Here is a 20,320-nt window from a genome sequence, read left to right as displayed (position 1 = left end):
AGGGACTATCCTTCCGCCCTTGGTCCGCGTTACGCGGACCCCGCCCTACATTACACAGGTAGCCCAGTGAGCGACTTTCCCCTGATCGAATGGACCGAAGCCGATGCGGCGCGCAGCGCACGCTGGCGCTCCGAGGCTGGCGTTGCACCCCCGAAGCGCGTGGTGATCGCCGACGACACCACGAACGCCGACACCGCCTACAAACTCGCGTGCGAAGGCACGGCGCTGCTTTACCGCGGCGACTTCCAGAACGCCCGCCTGCTGCTGCAGGCAATGGCGCGCCGCGCTGACCGCAAAAAGGCGAAAACCGGCAACACGCCGACCGAGGCCTTCAACCTGCACCGCATGGCCCAGGCCCAGCGCGCCCGCACGCTGGGCATGCTGCTGATCCCCTTCGATGCCGGCCACATGATTCCACTGCGCCGCGCACCCGATGTGCACGACGCCTGCCTCGAAGCCTACGGCGCGGCCGATGAAGCCTATGTCGCATCGCTGCGCGAGTTGCTTGGCCTGATCGGCGCGCACGAATGGCGCAAGAAAGGGGTCGAGATCCCTGCGCTCGGTTCGCGCATCCACCCGTACTACGGCGTGTTCTCGCCGGTGCGTGGCGAGTATGTCGATCTGGTCGCACGCACCGCACTGCCCGCTGCGGCCGAATCGCTGGCCTTTGACATCGGCACCGGCACCGGCGTGATCGCGGCGATGCTGGCCAAGCGCGGCGTCAAGCGCATCGTCGCCACCGAGCAGGACCCGCGCGCCATCGCCTGCGCAAAGGAGAACATGCAGCGCCTGGGCTTCGCCAACCGTGTCGAGGTCGTGAAAGCGGATCTCTTCCCGCAAGGCCGCGCGCCGCTGATCGTGTGCAACCCGCCTTGGGTGCCGGCCAAACCCAGCTCGCCGATCGAACACGCGGTGTATGACCCCGACAGCCGCATGCTCAAGGGCTTTCTTGCCGGGCTGGCCGCGCACCTCGAGCCGAAGGGCGAAGGCTGGCTGATCCTGTCAGACCTGGCCGAGCACCTGGGCCTGCGCACGCGGGAGCAACTGACCGAGTGGATCGAGCAAGCCGGCTTAAAGGTGGTCGGCCGCGAGACGATTCGCCCGCGCCACGGCAAGGCCGCCGACGCCGACGACCCGCTGCACGCCGCCCGCGCGCAGGAAGTAACCACGCTCTGGCAGCTTGTTGCCACCAAGTGATGCCGCCCGCCCCGCGCAACGACGCGGGGTGCGGCACGCTCAGAACAGATTGGCCTTCTGTGCCGCTTCGGCCAGCACCTTGGCGAGATCGGCGAGTTGCTGATTGACCTGTTCGGAAGGTGGCGCCACCGCCTTCGCGGACCACAACACGCGACCGTCCGCCACATTCAGCAGCGCGCTCTCGGCGCCGTAAGCGGTGCTCACGCTGCTGCCGCCCACCGGCATCGAAATGCCGACGCCAGCGCCACCACCGCCGCCGCCCCCCCAACTGCCGCCGCCGAAGCCAAAACTGATTGAAGGCCCAGGCGCCACGTAGGAGGCGTCCGGCGCCACCGCTGCGAACCACAGCGCACTCGCACCCGCCGCCTTCGCTGCCGGCAACTGCTGCGCCGCGGCGGCAGCGCGGTCAGCAACTTCGGGCCCAACCCCCGACCCCGCCACTGCGCGCGCGCCGAAGCGCCCGAGCTGCGCGGCAATCTGCTCCTGGCACAAACGCTGGATCGACAGCTCAACGGCCTGGCACACCACCAGCACCTTGGCACCGCGGAGCGGCGCGCCGGACAAGGCCGGGTCCACCCACTGGGAATTGATCTTGGTGCTGGCGCAACCGCCCAGGGCGCCGAGCCCGACCAGCAGAGCCGCGCCTGCGCTCGGCAGCGCAAGAAGCCGTGAATTCAAGCGAAGCATGGCGATATCCCCCATAACGAGCATCCAGCTTACTCCAGCCACGGCAGCCCGATCGAGCCCGGCTTTTCACCGCGCCAACAGGCGCCGAGACAGAAACGCCACAAAGCCTTAACGCCCCTGACATGGACACTGCGCAGGCTTGCCGGTTTTCACTCACAAGGTGACACCGATGCTTGTCCGAAACAGCCTCCTGACCGGCGGCCTCATTTCCGCACTGCTGCTGGCTGGCTGCGGCAGCGACGAGGCCGCGCCCGCGCCCGTCGTAACCCCTGCAGCACCGAAGATCGAGAAAGGCACCGCCGCAACGCTGGCGCTGCTGGAGACGACCGATCTGCACACCAATGTGCTCAGCTACGACTACTTCAAGCTTGCCGAGGACAAGTCCTTCGGTTTCGAGCGCGTCGCGACGCTGATCAAGAATGCGCGCAGCGAATTCCCGAACACCCTGTTGCTGGACAACGGCGACACGATCCAGGGCACCGCACTGGCCGACTACCAGGCCCAGGTTGCCCCGATCAGCTGTAGCACCACGCTGGCGATGTACAAGGTCATGAACGCCATCGGCTACGACGGTGGCGGCATCGGCAACCACGAGTTCAACTACGGCCTGCCCTACCTGAACCAGGTCACGGGCAACAAGTTCAACATCGACGGGCTGCCCGACCCGGCCAAGCAAACCGCCTGCGCCGGCCCCGCCTTCCCGCAGGTGCTCGCCAACGTGCTGAGCGTGAAGAGCAAGGCGCCGCTGTTCCAGCCCTACGCGATCCTGACCCGCGAACTGAAGGCCAAGACCGCGGATGGCAAGGAAGTCACCGCGCCGATCAAGGTCGGCATCATCGGCTTCACGCCGCCCACCATCATGTCGTGGGACAAGCGCTGGCTCGACGGCAAGGTCTACACCGCCGGCATCAAGGAACAGGCCGAGAAGTACATCCCGGAGATGCGCGCCAAGGGTGCCGACCTGGTGGTCGTGATCTCGCACGGCGGGCTGGATAACTCCGCCTACTCGCCGACGATGGAGAACGCGAACTACTACGTGTCGCAGGTCGCCGGTGTCGACGCGATGCTGATCGGCCACTCGCACCAGATCTTCCCGAACGCAACCAGCACGGTGCCGCAGTTCAACCTGCCGGGCGTCGACAAGGTTAATGGCACCGTGAACGGCGTGCCGACCGTGATGGCGAACTTCTGGGGCAAGCACCTGGGGGTGATCAAGTTCGAGCTGGCGTACGACGGCAAGGCCTGGGTGATCGACAAAACCAGGACCAAGGTCGAGGCGCGCTCGATCCAGAACGCCGACAAGACCTATGTTGCGGTGGAACCCAGCATCGCCGCAGCAGTGGCGAATGAGCACCAGGCCACGATCGACTATGTGAAGACGCCGATCGGCTCGACCGACTTCCAGATGACCAGCTACTTTGCCGATGTCGGCGAAGTCGGCGCGATCGAACTGGTGAACCAGGCGCAGGCGGACTACGTGGCGAAGTACGTGAAGGCCAACCTGCCGGCCTACGCGGCGCTGCCGGTGCTGTCGGTCAGCGCGCCGTTCAAGAGCGGCTTCGGCGGTGGCAACGACTACACCGACGTAGCGCAAGGCAACGTCGCGATCAACAACGCCGCCGACCTCTACCTGTACCCGAACACGATCTACGCGGTGAAGGTGAGCGGCGACAACATCAAGGCCTGGCTGGAGACTGCCGCCAAGCGCTTCAACCAGATCGACCCGGCGAAGACGACCGAGCAGAACCTGATCAGCAGCTTCCCTGGCTACAACTTCGACATGTTTACGACGCCGGATATCACCTACGAAATCGACGTCACCCAACCAGTTGGTAGCCGCATCAAGAACCTGATGTACAAGGGCGCGGCCATCGTCGGCACCCAGGAATTCATCGTCGCGACGAACAACTACCGCGCCAGCGGCGGCGGCAACTTCCCCGGCCTGGACGGCAGCAAGACGATCCTCGCCGCGCCGGACGCCAACCGCGATGTGCTGATCGCGTACATCAAGTCGATCAAGACGGTGACCCGCACCGCCAACGGCTCGGACCGCAGCTGGAAGTTCAGCAAGGTCACGACGGCAGGCCCGGTGACCTTCACCTCGTCGGCCGGCAAGCTCGCGCTCGCCAGCGCGGCGGGGCTCAACAACGTGTCGCTGCTGCGTGCGGACGACGGTTCGGGCAAGAGCCTCTCGGTCTACGCGCTGGATCTCTCGAAATGACCGCCGCGGCCGTGACGGATCAGCTCCGTGCCCGGCCCGGCGTGCTCAAGGCGCTCGCAGGCGTGGCGTTGGCCGCCGCGCTTGCGGGGCTGCTCGGCGCGGCATGGACCCATCATGCCGCGCGCACGCCAGCGCCCGCAGCGATCGAAGCCCTCGCCCAGCAAGCGGGCGCCGGGCGCGACGACGATGCCTTGCAACGGCTCCGCTTGCTGGCCGCGCCGCGCGACGCCGCGATGTCTCAGCGCGCATTGGGCGAAGCCCTTCTGGCGCGCAACAACACCCGCGATAGCGCCGAGGGCATCACATGGCTGGAGAAGGCGGCGAGCCAGGGTGATGCCGATGCCCACATGGCGCTCGGCAAGCTGCAATTCCTCGGCTCGCCCTACGTCGAACGCGACTACCCCTCGGCCTATCGCCACTTTGCGGCGGCCGGCGCGCAAGGCCATGCGGGCGCGGCCTACTACCTTGGCCTGATGCTGCGCAGCGGCTACGGGGTGCGCGAAAACCGCGCGGCCGCCGCACGCTGGTTTGCCCTCGCAGCGGCAAAACAATCACCCGCCGCGATGTTCATGCTCGCCAACGCCTACCGCGATGGCGACGGCGTACCACGCGACGAGCGGCGTGCGCGCGAGCTCTACGAAGAAGCGGCCGAACTCGAACTGCCGGAAGCCATCCAGACACTGGCCATGGCCTATCGCAACGGCGAACTCGGCCTTCCGAAGGACGAAATGCAGGCACGGCATTTCAGCCTCGAAACCGCCCATGCACTGAAGCACCCCGCGCTGGTGCCCTGAAAGCAGCGCCCCGCGTTGCAGCGTCGGCGCCTCCTGGTGGCAGGGCAACTCCGGCTTGGCGTGCGAGGTCAGCGCTTCGGGCTCGGACATTGATACCGCAGTGGCAAACCGTGCCTTGACATGACAGCGGCACAGCGCCGCACAATCTGCACCTGTCACGAAAGGGCCCGCGGGCACGCTGCCTGACGCGCCGGAACGTCACCCAACAGGAGAGCTGACGTGCAGATGGGGGAACAGATCGCGATCGGCATGCTGGCCGAGGAGATCGCTGCGAAATGCCCGTTCAAGGAAGAGACCGCTTTAGGGGCGGACGATGAAGAAGGTGAAAGCGTTGCAGACGACGACACCGACGGCGCCCAGATCGAACAGGAAAACAACGGCGGAACGCTTGGCCGCAACCTGGCTGACGCCTCGCCCGGCAAGGCCGGCACGATTGAAGGCCCCTGCCCGCCACCTGTAGCGACACCGAGCCCCCGGATCGACACCACACGTTCCGGCGGCTTGCTGAAGGTACGTGTGCCGGCGGCCGGTGACGTCCCGTTGGGCGACTACGGTTTCACGGTGGCCGCCCATCACCTGATTCCGGGTGAAGCATCGCTCGCGCCGAGCGACCTCAAACCACTGATGACCAAGGGCGCTTCGGTCGACGTGCTGACGGCAATGGGGCAGAAGAAGAAGACCATCCGCAAATACATTGGCTACAACGTCAACGGCGCACACAACGGCGTCTGGCTGCCCGGCAACTACTACATCCGCCCGGGGCGTTCGCCGAAACCCGGCCATTCATGGAGCGACCTAGACGCGCACCCGTGGTGCCTGAACTATGTGGCGGCTGCATCGAAGGCGGCCGGCGGACAGTTCCACGACGCGCACACGCAATACAGCGCCGCGGTCGAGAAGTTGCTCAACAAGATCGCTCAGGTACTGATGACGCATGAATGCGCCGATTGCCAGGGATCGGAAATCAATCCGCCGTTTGCGATCAAGCTGCGCCTCTACAATCTATCCACCTATTTCAAGAGCCAGTTGGTCTCGCCTCCCGGCGCGTGGAAGCGTCCGTGGTTTGCATCGGATCGGTGGCGAGACGATGCCTTTGCTGGCGGCAGCGTTAAGCAGGAGTTCGTCGCAGCCTATCTCGCGACAGAACGCGTGTTGACTACTTAAGTTCGGATCACTCGATGAACTACTTCGTCATGGTGTGCGAGGGCAAACACCCGGTTGCGCCGATCAATGTCTCCCCTCGCATACCCGGCTGGATGCTGGGTCGTGTCGTTGAAACACCAGCGGAACAACCATTGCAGTATGTGTTGAACCCGAAGTACCCGGGAAACCCGAAAGCGATGTACGACGAGAAGTCAGTGCCGATCATGCACGACTCGGTCCGCGCGGCGCTGGAAGCGGCTGGCGTGTCGAACATCCAGTATTTCGATGCAGCCCTCAGCAATCCGCTCACCGGCGAAGTCCGTCACGACTACAAGGCGTTCAACATCGTGGGGCTGGTCGCCTGCGCCGACATGGCGGCTTCACAGTTGATGGGCACCTCGTCTTCGACGATGGGCGACGCCGACTTCCACAGCTTGGTGATCGACGAATCAAAGACCGGCGGCGCGCTGATGTTCCGCCTGGCGGAGAACATCAGCGCGATCGTCGTACATCAGCAGGTGAAGGACGCCATCACGGCCGCGGGCATCCCCGGCTTTGTGTTCTACGGCCCAGGGGAATGGTCCGGCTGAGCACCTGAAGCGCCCATGCGGGCGAAACCAGCCACCCGCGGTCATTCCCAAGCGGCGGAAGCGCCTTGCGACCCCGCCGGTGGCGGGCCCGTCTCTTTGATTCAAGTTGCAGCCGCCGGGAGCCGTAATCCCGGCAGGGGAGCGAACGACTTCGGGCGGGAGGGGGCATGAAATACAAGGTCCAGCCGACAAGCGTCGAGCGGGTGATGCGGGAAGACGATTTCATCGTCTCCAAGACCGACTTGAAAGGTCGTATCACCTACGGCAACCGCATCTTCATGGAGTTCTCCGGTTTCTCCGAAGCCGAGCTGCTGAACGCCCCGCACAACATCATCCGGCACCCGGACATGCCGCGGGGGGTCTTCAAACTGCTGTGGGACACCCTTGCCGACCGGCAGGAGGTCTTTGCCTATGTGAAGAACATGGCAAAAGACGGCAGCTTCTACTGGGTCTTCGCCAACGTGACGCCGTCGTTCGACGCAAACGGCATCGTCACCGGCTACCTTTCCGTGCGGCGCAAACCCAAGGCCAGTGGGGTCAGCGTATGCGAGGGCCTTTACCGCGCGATGCTCGATGCGGAGCAGAAGGCGGGGCCACGCGATGCGTGCGAGGCATCGATGGCGTTGCTGCAATCCGTACTCCGTGACAAGGGGATGAGCTATGGCGAACTGGTTCTCGCGCTTTGACGCGCGCCACAGCGCGACGGCGCTGTATCTGGTGCTCGTCATCTTCGCCCTGAGGGCGGGTTGGCAGCAGGGCGCGATCGGGTGGCCGGCCGCCGTTCTGCTCGTGGGTGCTGCACTGCTTGCCATCGCATGGCGCTCGCGCCGAGGCAAGGGTGGCGAGACCGCACGCCTGACCGCCTTGTGCGAGGAAGTCGCCGCCGGCAAGTTCGAAGGACGCATCACCGGCATCCGGCCAGGCTCGGCGGACGAAGCCCTCTGCTGGGCGTTCAACGACATGCTTGACCAGCTTGAGGCCACATTCCGCGAGCAGAAGACCGCGCTGGCAATGGCCGGCGAGGGCAAGTTCTATCGCCTGACGCAAACCAGCGGTCTGCACGGCGAGTTCCGCGCCGAGCTCGCGCGCACCAACGCCGTGATCGAGAGCCTTGCGGCCAGCCATGCGCTCCAGCACCGGAATGAACTGCTCTCGCGGCTGGGCACGCTCAACAGCACGCATCTGCTATCCGACCTGCAAACCAATGTCCGCGACATGCAGACCGTGGCGGAAGCCTCGGATGCCCTCAATGCGATTGCCCGCGCAAACTTCGACGACGCGCAGCAGAGCCGCGCCGCAATCGACCAGTTGGTGCACAGCCTTGGCGATATTTCCACCCGGGTGGACACCACGCTCGCGGCGATCAAGGTATTCAACGAACACAGCGAGCAGATCAGGCGCTCGGTCGACCTGATCACCGGCATCGCAAATCAGACCAATCTGCTCGCACTCAACGCGGCGATCGAAGCGGCGCGGGCGGGCGAGCAGGGGCGCGGCTTTGCCGTGGTGGCCGACGAGGTACGCAAGCTCGCCGAGAACACGAAGCAATCGTCGGAGCAGATCGCAAAGGTGATGGAAGTGTTCTCCGATGACGCCCGGCAGATCCTGCAGAACGCCCACGAGATGCATGGCGCCACCGCGTCCTCGCGCGATCAGATCGCCACGCTGGAGCAGAGCTTTGTCCGCTTCGAGGCTTCGTCCCAGAAAGCACTGGTCGAGGTGGAGAAGGTCGGCGACATCAGCGCGGTCTCGCTCGCGAAGACCGATCACATCCTCTACAAGCAGAACGCCTATCTGGTACCGGTCAACGGTCCGGGTTCCAGCCAGGCCGCCGCGATCGCGACAACCGAAGCGGAGTGCCGTTTCGGCAAATGGCTCGCTGGCGGACACGGATTGTTCACCGCACCCGCTGCACGCGGCCTGGAGGCGCCCCACCGCGCAGTCCATGACGCCCTGCAGCAGATGGTGAGCGTACTCAGCACGGGCGATTGGGCATCCAATGCCACCGCAAAGCAGATGGCCTACCGGCATTTCGAGACCGCGGAGGCTGCCAGCAGCCAGATGATGGCCATGCTCGATCGCATCGTCGTACAACGCGAGGCCGAGCGGGCACAACACTGAGCGCCGCCGGCGCGGGGTCAGTCGAAAAACGCCGAGTCGGACTTGAAGATGGTCTGGCTGTTCGCGGTCAAGGTGTACTCGTAGCGCCCCTTGTCGAGCAGGCGTTTGCTGCAAGCGGCCGATGGCACGAAGGTCGCCGTTGGGTGAGCGTTGTCGAGTAGCGCATTGCGTTCGCCCTTCCGGTTCTGGATCTCCATCGGGCAACGTATCCACGCATCGCGCAGCTGCTCATAAGCGAGGTTGACGCCGACCAAGATTGGCGGCCCGCCGTCACGCGCTACCTGGAGCGTGTCGCCACGGCGAGTCACGTGGAGCTGAGGCGGTATTTCGCCAGCCGGCGCATGCGTGACTCCACGCATCCGGCTCGCCCGGTCACGCGCGGCCTCGGCTTCGTACTCCGAAGCGCTGAGCCGGCTCTGCGTGCCATCGGCGTTCTCAACGATGATCGGCTTGGGGCGATTAGCCACGCCCGACCACAACAGCACGCCCAGGCAAACACAGGACACCGCGATACCGATGCGCCTGCCGATGCCGTGCGATGGGGGGTCCGCATACGCCACGTCGAGCATGCCGCCGACCCCCTCCTCCAACTTGCGGCGCGACACCTCAGGTCGCTGGCGCTGGTAGTTGCTCGCCACCTCGTCCGCCACCGCGTTTGAGACGGCAACGGCCACCGCACTCTCGCGCGGCCGGACGATCGCACGGCAATGCGGGCAAGCGGTATCGCGGCTCGGATCGAGCATGCCACCGCAGGCCTCACAGGCAACCTGCGCCGCCGTCGGCTTGAGCGCGACCGGCGCGGCGACCTGCTCGCGGTCGATCGCAGCGGCCAGGCGTGCGGGGTCATACACACCCACTGGCGATGCGCAGTAGGGGCAAGCGTTCTGCGGGCGCCCTTCGAGCGTGGCGCCACACTGGTTGCATTTGATCGCCTTGCCCGCCGCGGTCAAGGCATGGATGTCGTGCCACTCGTAAGGCCGGAAGTAACCCTTCTCGGCCAGGAACAGCATGAAGCTCTGGTAGATGCCATGTTCCTGCGGGCATTCCAGATGCGCGGTGCGCCCGTAGCGCGTGAGGTCGAACACCCGCTTGAGCGGCTGGCCGCAAACCTGGCAAGGCAAGGTCTGTGGCAGGGGCCGGAAAGTCGGCTCGATGGCCATGCAGGCATCGATCTCATGCACCAGCGCCACCAGCCCGGGCCCCGCAATCCGGATCGACTCCATCGCATCGAACCAGATCAACGAACACGGCGCGCAGACGTCGATCTCGACCGTGCGCTTGTAGTGGCCGGCCAGACGCAGCACACGCATCGGTGCGCCGCAGTGGCCGCAGCGGCGCAGACTTGAACCGTCGGCGGTAGGTTGAACTGCGTGGGGCTGTGTCATTGTTCGGGCGAACAGGCTGCAAATCTCCGATTTGCAGCGAGCATATCAGCGCTTGGGCGGTGCCGTTCCGCACCTGCGCCACCGACAGCCATCAACACAAAAGAAAAGCCGCGCACAAGGCGCGGCTTCGTATCGAGGCGAGGACGCGGACGCCCGTTCGGTTGAATCAGCCCTGGTTCCGGCGACGTGCCCGCAGGCCCACCAGCGCCAGCCCAGACAGCATCAGCGCGTAGGTTTCGGGTTCGGGCACGGCGGCCACAGAGTACTTCAGGTCGTCCATGCGCAGGCCAGCGCCATCCCAATTGAACTTGACGGTGTCGGCCTTGTTGATCGTGACGGTGTAATCCCAACCATGGCCATACTCGGGAATCGTGTAAATCAGCGCACCGTCGCGATAGGCGGTCACGACCGGCGGTTGGACAGCAAATGTACCGGCCAGCAAACCGATGCTATTCACGTCGAACTGCCCGCCGCCGACCAGCGAGAGCGTCAGCTCACCGGCGCCCTGGTATTCGACATCACCAGGAGACGACGGGTCGTAGCTGCCGCCGCCATTGCCGTATCCATTCACGAGCGGCACGCTCGATTCCCAGTGCAGGCCGCCATAGTTGAACGAGCTGCCACCAACGAAGTCGTCGAAATTCAGCAGGGTTTCGGTCGCGCCCGCCGCATGCGCACACAGCGCAAGAATCGCGGTGAGGAGGGGTTTCTTCATATGAAAATCCTTGGGGGATGACGGGAATACAGAGCCCGGAGATTACCGCTTTCGCATATTCACCCGGCGCGGCTGGACTGCGCTTTTGTGCAAAGCGTCACGCAAAGCGTGATGTCAGCAACCCAAGCGCGGCCCTCACTCAAGCGCCCCGCGATCACCCCGTGCCACCCAGTTTCATCAATCGGCAGGGCATCGGCACCCCGCAACGCGGCCGCCTGCACCGCTACACGGTGACTTCTCCGTCCATCCAGGTTCTGAACGTCTGTAACAGCGGCGCGGCGCCCTTTCCTTCCGGCCACACCAGCCAGTACGCCCGCCCTTCGTCGAGCACGGCTTCACTTGCGCGCACAAGGCGCCCGCTCGCGAGTTCCTCGGCGATCAGCAGGGGCGGGATCAGCGCGACGCCGGCACCGCCGGCTGCCGCCTCGGCGAGCATCGAGAACAGTTCGTAGCGCGGGCCGGCGAGGTCGCCCTCGACGGTGAGGCCCTGCGCCGCGAACCACTGCCGCCAGGCGTAGGGCCGGGTGCTCTGCTGCAGGCGCGGCAGGCGCGCGAGTTCGCTGGCCGGCAGCGGCGCCGCGCCCCCCAGCAGGGCCGGGCTGGCCACCGGCACCGACACCTCGCCCAGCAGCCGCTGCGCCTGCGTGCCCGGCCAGGGCGCGAGCGCCGCAGTGATCGCAGCATCCAAGCCCGACTCGTCGAACAGGAAGGCTTGGGTGCGGACCGAGAGGTTCACCGTGATGTCCGGGTGCTGCGCGTGAAAGCGCGAGAGCCGCGGCACCAGCCAGCGGGTCGCGAAGGTCGGCACCACGCCCAGCTCCAGCGTGCCGCCCTGCCCGCGCCCGGCCATCAGTTCCAGCGTGTCGCGCTCGACCGCATCGAGCCGGCTTGCGACCTGCCGCCGGTAACGCTCGCCTGCTTCGGTCAGCAGCACGCCGCGCCGGGTGCGGCGGAACAGTTCGACACCGAGGAATTCCTCCAGCCCGGCGATCTGCCGGCAGATCGCGCTTTGCGTCAGCGCCAGCTCTTCGCCCGCCTTGGTGAAGGAGCGGTGTCGGGCCGCGGCCTCAAAGGCGACCAAGGCAGCGGTGGAGGGGATCTTGCGGCGCATCGGCGGCTCCGGAGTGCATCGAACTCAATCAGCAGCCCGCATTCTGCGCCCAGCAGGCACAACAAGTGCACATTTTGCACACCGTCATGCAGGAAAAGCGTTTGCGCCCCGCATGCGCCGGCGGCACGATGCGGGCTACCACAGGCTGCTGACGATGCGCGTTCCGGGGGGACTGCGCACCGCTCGCGCCCGCAGCCCCGACACCAAAGGAGAGAGACATGGCCGGCACCGCCACCTTCAGCTGGGACGACCCGCTGCACCTGCGCGCGCAACTCACCGAAGACCAGCGCATGGTCTGCGACGCCGCAAACGCCTATGCGCAGGAGCGCCTGCTGCCACGCGTGACCGAGAGCTTCCGCCATGAGCGCGCCGACGCGGCGATCTTCCGCGAGATGGGCGAACTGGGCCTGCTCGGTGCGACGATTCCGGCCGAATACGGTGGCGCGGGGCTGGGCTATGTCGCCTACGGCCTGATCGCGCGCGAGATCGAGCGCGTGGATTCCGGCTACCGCTCGATGATGAGCGTGCAGAGTTCGCTGGTGATGCTGCCGATCTACGAATTCGGCAACGAGGCCACCCGCCGCAAGTACCTGCCGAAACTCGCCAGCGGCGAGTGGATCGGCTGCTTCGGGCTGACCGAACCGAACCACGGCTCCGACCCCGGCAGCATGGTGACCCGCGCACGCAAGGTCGAAGGCGGCTACAGCCTCTCTGGCAGCAAGATGTGGATCACGAATTCGCCGATCGCCGACGTATTCGTGGTGTGGGCAAAAGATGACGAGGGCAAGATCCGCGGCTTCGTGCTGGAGAAAGGCTGGAAGGGTCTCAGCGCGCCGGCGATCCACGGCAAGGTCGGCCTGCGCACCTCGATCACCGGCGAGATCGTAATGGACGATGTTTTCGTGCCGGAGGAAAACGCCTTCCCCGAGGTACGCGGCCTCAAGGGCCCCTTCACCTGCCTGAACTCGGCGCGCTACGGCATCGCCTGGGGCGCGCTGGGTGCCGCGGAAGACTGCTTTGCCCGCGCCCGCAGCTACGTGCTCGAACGCAAGCAGTTCGACCGCCCGCTCGCTGCGAACCAGCTGATCCAGAAGAAGCTCGCCGACATGCTCACCGAGATCAGCCTCGGCCTACAGGGCTGTCTGCGCCTGGGCCGCATGAAGGAAGAAGGCACCGCCTGCGTCGAACTGACCTCGATCATGAAGCGCAACTCCTGCGGCAAGGCGCTGGACATTGCGCGGCTGGCGCGCGACATGATGGGCGGCAACGGCATCAGCGACGAATTCGGCGTCGCCCGCCACCTGGTGAACCTCGAAGTCGTGAACACCTACGAGGGCACGCACGACATCCATGCGCTGATCCTTGGCCGGGCGATTACCGGCATCCAGGCTTTCAGTTAAGGGGCCCACGATGACCACCGGCGCCCTCTCGCACCTGCGGGTGCTCGACCTCTCGCGCGTGCTTGCCGGCCCCTGGGCCACGCAGTTGCTGGGCGACCTCGGCGCCGAGATCATCAAGATCGAACGCCCCGGCTCGGGCGACGACACCCGCGCCTGGGGGCCGCCCTGGATCAAGGATGAGGCGGGCGAAGACACCGACGTCGCCGCCTACTACCTCTGCACCAACCGCAACAAGCGTTCGGTGACGATCGACTTCACCCAGCCCGAGGGCCAGGCGCTGATGCGCGAACTGGCGATGAAGAGCGATGTGCTGGTCGAGAACTTCAAGCTCGGCGGGCTGGCGCAGTACGGGCTGGACTACGCCACGCTGTCGGCGCTCAACCCGCGCCTGATCTACTGCTCGATCACCGGCTTCGGGCAGGACGGCCCCTACGCCGAGCGCGCCGGCTACGACTTCCTGATCCAGGGCATGGGCGGGCTGATGAGCATCACCGGCCAACCGGACGGCCCGCCCACGAAGGTCGGCGTCGCCCTCACCGATGTGCTGACCGGGCTCTACGCCAGCAATGCGATTCTCGCGGCAGTGGCGTGGCGCGAGCAAAGCGGCAAAGGGCAGCACATCGACCTCGCCCTGCTCGACGTGCAAGTCGCCTGCCTCGCGAACCAGGCGATGAACTACCTCGCCAGCGGCAAGGCACCGCGCCGCATGGGCAATGCGCACCCGAACATCGTGCCCTACGACGCCTTCCCCACTGCCGACGGCCACATGATCCTCGCGATCGGCAACGACGGGCAGTTCACCCGCTTCTGCAAGGAAGCCGGCACCGGCTGGGCGCAGGACCAACGCTTCGCGACCAACGCCGCCCGGGTGAAGCACCGCGCCACCCTGATCCCCGCGATGCATGACGTCACCCGCACGCGCAGCACCGCCGACTGGGTGGCCGCGCTTGAGTCCGCCGCCGTGCCCTGCGGCCCGATCAACGACATCGGCCAGGTCTTCGACGACCCGCAGGTGCAACACCGCGGCATGCGCATCGACCTGCCCCACCCGGCCGCCGGCCATGTGCCGTTGGTCGCGAACCCGATCCATCTGTCTGAAACGCCCACCACCTACCGCAATTCCCCGCCAATGCTGGGCGCAGATACCCGGGGCGTACTGGCAGACGTGCTCGGCAAGCAGCCAGGCGAACTGGACCAGCTTGCCGCCAAAGGCGCGATCTAGTCCCGCGCCGGCCGGGGCTCGCACACCCGCCGGCACAGGCGTATCGTCGTCGATGCCCAGCGACGTGGCGCAATCCGAGAATGCCTGACCCACGCGGTACTGGACCGGCAGGATTGCCGCTCACGACCTCCAGGGAGGGCTCATGGCAGAGATCGACAAAGTGTTCGCGGGATCCATCCCGGCGTTCTACGACACCCTGATGGTCCCAATGATCTTCGAGGCCTACGCAGCGGCCACAGCAGCGCTCGTCGCAGCAACCTCGCCTCGCACCGTGCTCGAAACCGCGGCCGGCAGCGGCGTCGTCACGCGGGCGCTCGCGCCGCAGCTCGACGCCGACACCTGCTACGTGGTGAGCGACCTGAATCGCCCGATGCTGGACTTTGCCGCCGCACGCCAGGGGCCCGACGCCCGGATCGGATGGCGACAGGCGGACGCCCTCGATCTGCCTTTCGACGACGCCACGTTCGACGTGGTGTGCTGCCAGTTCGGCGCGATGTTCTTTCCCGATCGGGTCGCCGGCTACACCGAAGCGCGCCGCGTGTTGAAGCCCGGCGGCCGTTTTGTCTTCTGCGTGTGGGACCGCATCGAAGAAAACGCCTTTGCCGACGAAGTCACCCAGGCGGTCGCCGCGGTGTTTCCGCACGACCCACCGCGATTCCTCGCCCGCACCCCGCACGGTTATCACGACGTCGCACGGATTCGTGACGATCTGCGCCGCGCCGGCTTCGCCGACATCAAGATCGAAACGCGCGAAGAGGTCAGCCGCGCGGCCTCTGCCCACGACGCCGCCACCGCATACTGCCAGGGCACGCCGCTGCGCAACGAAATCGAAACCTGCGACGCCAGCTTGCTTCAATACGCGACCGACCTTGCCGCAGCCGCGATCGCCAACCGGCATGGCAACGGACCGGTGGCAGGCAAGATCCAGGCGCATGTGATTGTGGCCGCCGGATAGCGGTACCGACCGCCACCGACGGCGGGTATTCGCTGTGCAGGGCCCTCAGCGCTCCACGCCGAAGGCTTGCACCTGACGAGCGATGCCTGCCGGCCAAATGCTTGATCGGCGCCAGCACGTTGCCCCCTCGGCGAGGGCACACCCAAACATTCTTGAGCCGCTTGCCGTGATCGGATGAGCCACTTCGCCTGCGGCCTCGATCGATCGCAGCCAGTCGGATAGCTGACGTGGACGGATCGGACCCGCAACAGGCGAGCCCCCAGACATCCCGCCGGGCGCTAGGATGGAGTTATTCACTGCACGCCCAATCGGTCGAAGCGCTATTCGATGCCGCGTCACCACCATCACGTCTACGTCATCGAACTCTCGCGGCGAGTGCTCGCCGAGCCGCGCTTTCTAAAAGCAAATCCCCATTACCTTGGCGATAAACCTTGCGTTTATGTCGGCATGACGGGCCAGTCGCCGGATACACGCTTTGACAAACACAAGGCAGGGTTGAAAGCGAACCGGTTTGTGAAGGAGTACGGCTTACGCCTGATGCCGGAGCTCTACGAATGCTTCAACCCGATGCCGTACGAGGCGGCACGGGAGATGGAAGTGGAGCTGGCGATCGGGCTACGCGAGGACGGGTACGCGGTATGGCAAGCATGAGTATCCGATCTGCGTGTCACGGTGTCGGCCCGGCTGCGAGCCAACAATGGAATCGGCGGGCTGCCGTGCCCGCTCGTCGTTAGAAAGGAGCAACGCCATGCCCCGTTACTTGATCTCGTTTGACGACGGCTCGATGGACCACATTCCCGAGGCGCACTTGCCCGCTGTAAGCGAGGCCGCGCACGCGGTACTCCGCGAAGCGAAGTCCGCCGGAGTCTGGATTTTCGGAGGTGGCCTCCAACGCCAGCAGTCGAGCATCGTGAATGCCGATGGAAGCGTCACCAACGGGCCCGTGCCGGAGACCAAAGCGGTCCTCGGCGGTTTCTCGATCATCGAGGTGCCCTCGCACGCCGATGCGCTCAGGTGGGCGGCAAAGATCGCCCAAGCGTGTCGGTGCGCCCAAGAAGTCCGCGAAATCATGTTTGATCCAGAGTCCTGATCGGCGGGTGGGTATGCGCCGCGATCGGGGCTTGATCAGCGACTGACTCGCTTGCGGCATCCGCTGACTGCGACGAGTCCCGTGTCTGCCGCGTCGGTCGGCGATTCGATTCGACACCGGGGTCGACTCATCGCAAGTGGCGCCGCGGTCTGATCGACAAGCACCGTCGCGCCGTCGCGTTAGGCAGGCGTCATGCGGCTGCGATGAGCCGGAATCTTCCGCCCATTTCCCTCGTGGCACGGCCCCTCGAACACGACTCGGCGAGTCGCCCGGCTTTGGCACGTGCTTCGTCGTGTTTGCCACAACGTTAGCAAGGTCCGCCAATTGAGTGGCCAGCCACACTGAGCATACGGAACCCGCGCCAAAAGCCGACCAAACGCCCCCGCACTCACCCAGTTCGTAGGGCATTCCCAGACCAAGGCCACTGCGAACGCCCGACCCTAAATACTTTCGTAACCCCGTCAAACTAAAGTGCGCGCTCCACAATATTCGTTACTGCCGGAGCAGCTGCATGCAGATCCCAACCCCTTTCCGTACAGCCGCGCTATTCGCCGCCATCGTTTCAGCCCTGAGCCTCGTCGCTTGCGGCGGCAACGACAGCGTTGACACGACTGCAGCCACACCAGCCACACCGTCAGCGCCAACTGCGCCGACGGGTCTTGGCAAGGAAGACACCGCCCCCGTCGCAAGCAACGTAGCGGCTTACGTTGACAACGGCGCAACCAACGTGCGCGGCGACGCCTGTCATGCCACCGTCGATACCAACGCCGGCGTACGGGTGGTGTCTGGCTTCCTGGATATCTGGACGCCGCGCAGCCTGCTCGTTGACGCAGGCCAGACGGCAGCTGCCAACGGCACGTGCGCTGCGATCACCGCGTCCGACTGGAGCGGCATCCCCGGCAGCGCGACCGACGGCGTGGTGAAGAACGCCACGGTGCACGCCGCCAACATCGCCTACGTCGAAACCGCGACCGCCGCCCGCACGGCCGACCAGGAACTCGCCGCCTATCTGGACGACCGTCGAGCAAAGGGTTACAGCGTCTCGGACGGCATGGGCCCCTTGACCAGCGCCTGGCGCACCGGTGCCCAGCAAACAACCACGATCACCAGCATCGCGGCCGATGCGAGCACCGTGAAATACGACGACAGCGGCAATAACCTGGGCGTCGGAAGCGCCAGCAACACGAATCTTGGCCTTGCCGTGGACTTCATCGCCGCCATGAGCGGTGACGGTTCCACCGAGCCCGCGAAGCGCTTCTTCAAGTACGGCCGTCCGTGGCGCTGGAGCAGCAAGGTCGTGGTCGCGCCGTCGCTGGTGCCGGCAAAAGGCACAACGCCGGCGACCGACGGCGGCTTCATCAGCGGCCACACGGCCGAAGGCTGGCGCGACGCGCTGGCGATGGCCTACCTGGTGCCGGAGCGCTATCAGGAAATGCTGACCCGCGCGATGGAACTGGGCGAGAACCGCATCCTCGCCGGCATGCACTCGCCGCTGGATGTCATCGGTGGCCGCATCCAGGGTACCGCCGTGGTGGCCTACAACCTCAACAAGGCGGCCAATGCCAGCCTCAAGACCACCGCGGTCACGCAGGCGCGCAGCTGGCTGCAGACCCAGGCCGGCGTGAACTCGGCAGCAGACCTCAATACCTATGCGCATGCCGCAACGACCAGCAGCGACCGTTTCGCGGACTACGCGACCAACAAGGCCAATTTCACCAAGCGCCTGACCTACGGCTTCCCGCAGATCGCCAGCGCGAACGCAGCCGCAGTCGTGCCCAAGGGGGCCGAAGTGCTGCTTGAAACCCGCCTGCCTTACCTCAGCGCCGAGCAGCGCCGCGTCGTGCTGATGACCACGGCGATCGCATCGGGCTACCCGGTCATGGATGACGCAGAGGGCTGGGGACGCCTGAACCTGTTCGCGGCGGCCGATGGCTACGGCGCCTTCAATGGCGATGTCACCGTGACGATGGATGCCAGCCAGGGCGGCTTCAACGCCGCCGACACCTGGAAGAACAACATCAGCGGCGCGGGTCTGCTGACCAAGAAGGGATCGGGCGCACTGGCCCTGGCCGGCGTCAACACCTGGACCGGCGGCAGCGTCGTTTCCGCCGGCACGCTGACCGGCGTATCCACCACCGCGTTCGGCAAGGGCGATGTCTATGTCAGTGGCGGCACCGTCAAGATCGCCGCGCCCAGCACCTTGACCATCGCAGGCAAGTACTCGCAACTGGCCAACGGTAACCTCGAACTGGCCTTGGGCAACGGGTCGCGGGGTCGCCTCGCGGTCAACGGCGCGATGACCCTCGTCGGCGGCGCGCTGAACATCAGCTTCGCCAATGGCTACCAACCTGCGTTGGGTGACACGATCAACCTCATCACTGCAGGCAGCGTCGCCGGCAAATTCAGCAGCGTCAGCATGCCGGGCTACAAGGTCACGCCGATCTACACCGCTACCTCGGTGCAACTGCGCATCGACGGCTAAGCGGCTTGCTCCCTGCCGCGCGGGGGCGTTGGTGCTTCGCGCGGCATTTCTTTGCCAGTTCATCTCAAAGCCAAAATCATCGGCACCGAAGGCGCCGGGCCAACGGCGCGCCCCCTGAGCGTTTCCCGGCGATTGCTGGCCCGGCACGCTGGCGCCCCTCTCCAGCTGTTGATCGCCCTAGGGCGAACGGGCCGGGTGGCGGATTCTCGCCGCCACCTCATCGGCGGTGCGCGGCCGATGAGGTGGAAGGGCAAGGGCCAAGTCGGCACGCTCAGCGAACACTGTCGCAAAGACGCTCCGCAACCTGCCAGAAGACCTTAACAAAGGGCCCCGGCTCGCCCGGAGGCCGCATCAGACCGACTTGCCAGCCAGCCTCGGCGGCAGAGAGCGGCTCGGCCCGCACCAACGGCTGATCAATCGCAGTCGACGAGGGCACGATGGCCCACGCCACGCCTGATGCCGCGAGAGCAACCGCTGAGGCAAAGTCCGACACGGTCTGCAGCTCACTCACTCGGACGCCGGTACCGGCGAAGTAGCTCATCAGGTGGTCGTAGAAGGCCGGTGCGCCGGCGCGCGCGACGGTGGCGAGTGGATGCCGCGCGAAGTCGGCGAGCGTGCCACCCACACCCCAGGCTTGCGGCACGACGGCGACGAAGCAGGCCTCGGCCACCGGCAGCACCGGCCAGCCTGACGGTGCGGGCAGGCGACAGAAGCCAAGGTCGAGCCGGCCAGACTGCAGCAGCTGGATCTGGCGGTGGGTAGAGAGGTCGAGCAGCTCGACCCGCACATCGGGCCGCAGTTCGCGGAAGCGTGCGATTGCGCGTGGCACGATGTCCTTGCTGGCGACACCGAAACCGATCCGCAGCACGCCGGCCACCCCCGCCACCACGTCGCGCGCTTTGCGGTCGAGGGTGCGGACATCGTCTAGCAGGCGCTCGGCGTCCGCCAGCAACGCCTCACCGAGCGGCGTCAGCCGCGTCGCCGCCGCGCTGCGCTCAAAGAGCGCGCCGCCCCAGGCGTCCTCCAACCGCCGGATCTGCTTGGACAGCGCAGACTGGGTGAGGTGCAGGCGCGTCGCGGCCTGGCCGAAGTGCAGCAGTTCGGCCAGGGTAACGAAAGCACGCAGGTCTCTCAGATCCATCATTCCCCGAAGGAATCGCTAGACAGAGCATTCATCATCGGCAGGAATTCTGCGCGCGAACCACAC

18 protein-coding genes are annotated in these 20,320 nt (G+C 65.8%); 13 read left to right on the top strand and 5 right to left on the bottom strand.

The window, feature by feature from the left end; translation table 11 throughout:
• Positions 1-66 precede the first annotated feature (66 nt).
• The gene (locus HH302_RS18045) at positions 67-1,197 is read left to right on the top strand and encodes a class I SAM-dependent methyltransferase (protein ID WP_172203653.1); all 1,131 of its coding nucleotides are present in this window, start codon (positions 67-69) and stop codon (positions 1,195-1,197) included.
• A gap of 39 nt (positions 1,198-1,236) precedes the next feature.
• Here HH302_RS18045 and HH302_RS18040 read toward each other — a convergent pair whose 3' ends face one another.
• Positions 1,237-1,884 (bottom strand): hypothetical protein, encoded by a 648-nt coding sequence (locus tag HH302_RS18040; protein ID WP_172203652.1) that lies wholly within the window; start codon positions 1,882-1,884, stop codon positions 1,237-1,239.
• 169 nt (positions 1,885-2,053) lie between these two features.
• Between HH302_RS18040 and HH302_RS18035 the strand changes: the two genes are divergently transcribed.
• From HH302_RS18035 to HH302_RS22665, 6 genes are all read left to right on the top strand, one after another.
• A complete protein-coding gene (locus tag HH302_RS18035; RefSeq protein WP_172203651.1) occupies positions 2,054-4,105 on the top strand; it encodes a bifunctional 2',3'-cyclic-nucleotide 2'-phosphodiesterase/3'-nucleotidase in 2,052 nt (683 codons plus the stop codon).
• Positions 4,102-4,899 (top strand): tetratricopeptide repeat protein, encoded by a 798-nt coding sequence (locus HH302_RS18030; RefSeq protein WP_172203650.1) that lies wholly within the window; start codon positions 4,102-4,104, stop codon positions 4,897-4,899. The genes HH302_RS18035 and HH302_RS18030 overlap by 4 nt, the downstream gene beginning before the upstream one ends.
• Positions 4,900-5,124: 225 nt before the next feature.
• Entirely contained in the window at positions 5,125-6,063 is a 939-nt protein-coding gene (locus HH302_RS18025; protein WP_253946218.1) for an AHH domain-containing protein, read from the top strand.
• Positions 6,064-6,077: 14 nt separating this feature from the next.
• Positions 6,078-6,632 (top strand): imm11 family protein, encoded by a 555-nt coding sequence (locus HH302_RS18020; RefSeq protein WP_172203648.1) that lies wholly within the window; start codon positions 6,078-6,080, stop codon positions 6,630-6,632.
• Positions 6,633-6,799: 167 nt separating this feature from the next.
• Positions 6,800-7,318, top strand: a complete 519-nt coding sequence (locus HH302_RS18015; protein ID WP_172203647.1) for a PAS domain-containing protein — start codon at positions 6,800-6,802, stop codon at positions 7,316-7,318.
• Complete coding sequence (locus HH302_RS22665; protein WP_172203646.1) at positions 7,293-8,753, top strand: methyl-accepting chemotaxis protein; 1,461 nt, start codon at positions 7,293-7,295, stop codon at positions 8,751-8,753. Before HH302_RS18015 ends, HH302_RS22665 begins: the two co-directional genes overlap by 26 nt.
• A gap of 17 nt (positions 8,754-8,770) precedes the next feature.
• On the opposite strand, the gene HH302_RS18005 is transcribed toward HH302_RS22665, so the two are convergent.
• From HH302_RS18005 to HH302_RS17995, 3 genes are all read right to left on the bottom strand, one after another.
• Positions 8,771-10,063 (bottom strand): hypothetical protein, encoded by a 1,293-nt coding sequence (locus tag HH302_RS18005; protein ID WP_172203645.1) that lies wholly within the window; start codon positions 10,061-10,063, stop codon positions 8,771-8,773.
• A gap of 241 nt (positions 10,064-10,304) precedes the next feature.
• Positions 10,305-10,853 carry a PEP-CTERM sorting domain-containing protein gene (locus HH302_RS22345; RefSeq protein WP_216661969.1) on the bottom strand — a complete coding sequence of 183 codons (549 nt, stop codon included), beginning with the start codon at positions 10,851-10,853 and terminating at the stop codon, positions 10,305-10,307.
• Positions 10,854-11,076: 223 nt separating this feature from the next.
• Positions 11,077-11,964 carry a LysR family transcriptional regulator gene (locus HH302_RS17995; protein ID WP_172203644.1) on the bottom strand — a complete coding sequence of 296 codons (888 nt, stop codon included), beginning with the start codon at positions 11,962-11,964 and terminating at the stop codon, positions 11,077-11,079.
• A gap of 218 nt (positions 11,965-12,182) precedes the next feature.
• Between HH302_RS17995 and HH302_RS17990 the strand changes: the two genes are divergently transcribed.
• The 6 genes from HH302_RS17990 to HH302_RS17965 all read left to right on the top strand — a co-directional run bounded on the left by HH302_RS17990 (position 12,183) and on the right by HH302_RS17965 (position 19,113).
• A complete protein-coding gene (locus tag HH302_RS17990; protein ID WP_172203643.1) occupies positions 12,183-13,364 on the top strand; it encodes an acyl-CoA dehydrogenase in 1,182 nt (393 codons plus the stop codon).
• Positions 13,365-13,374: 10 nt separating this feature from the next.
• Complete coding sequence (locus HH302_RS17985) at positions 13,375-14,586, top strand: CaiB/BaiF CoA-transferase family protein (protein ID WP_172203642.1); 1,212 nt, start codon at positions 13,375-13,377, stop codon at positions 14,584-14,586.
• Between the two features lie 142 nt (positions 14,587-14,728).
• Positions 14,729-15,541 carry a class I SAM-dependent methyltransferase gene (locus tag HH302_RS17980; protein ID WP_172203641.1) on the top strand — a complete coding sequence of 271 codons (813 nt, stop codon included), beginning with the start codon at positions 14,729-14,731 and terminating at the stop codon, positions 15,539-15,541.
• A 327-nt stretch (positions 15,542-15,868) separates the two neighbouring features.
• Positions 15,869-16,192 carry a hypothetical protein gene (locus HH302_RS17975; protein WP_172203640.1) on the top strand — a complete coding sequence of 108 codons (324 nt, stop codon included), beginning with the start codon at positions 15,869-15,871 and terminating at the stop codon, positions 16,190-16,192.
• A 97-nt stretch (positions 16,193-16,289) separates the two neighbouring features.
• Entirely contained in the window at positions 16,290-16,631 is a 342-nt protein-coding gene (locus HH302_RS17970) for a YciI family protein (RefSeq protein ID WP_172203639.1), read from the top strand.
• 511 nt (positions 16,632-17,142) lie between these two features.
• On the top strand, positions 17,143-19,113 hold the full coding sequence (locus tag HH302_RS17965; protein ID WP_172203638.1) for a phosphatase PAP2 family protein: 1,971 nt from the start codon (positions 17,143-17,145) through the stop codon (positions 19,111-19,113).
• Between the two features lie 271 nt (positions 19,114-19,384).
• On the opposite strand, the gene HH302_RS17960 is transcribed toward HH302_RS17965, so the two are convergent.
• Entirely contained in the window at positions 19,385-20,257 is an 873-nt protein-coding gene (locus HH302_RS17960) for a LysR family transcriptional regulator (protein ID WP_216661968.1), read from the bottom strand.
• Positions 20,258-20,320: the final 63 nt, after the last annotated feature.

Origin of the sequence: Niveibacterium sp. COAC-50 (genome assembly GCF_013184235.1) — a bacterium.
In the GTDB taxonomy this organism is placed as follows: domain Bacteria; phylum Pseudomonadota; class Gammaproteobacteria; order Burkholderiales; family Rhodocyclaceae; genus Niveibacterium; species Niveibacterium microcysteis.
The sequence above is the reverse complement of the archived record's forward strand: the minus strand, read 5'-3'. Positions and strand labels throughout refer to the sequence as shown.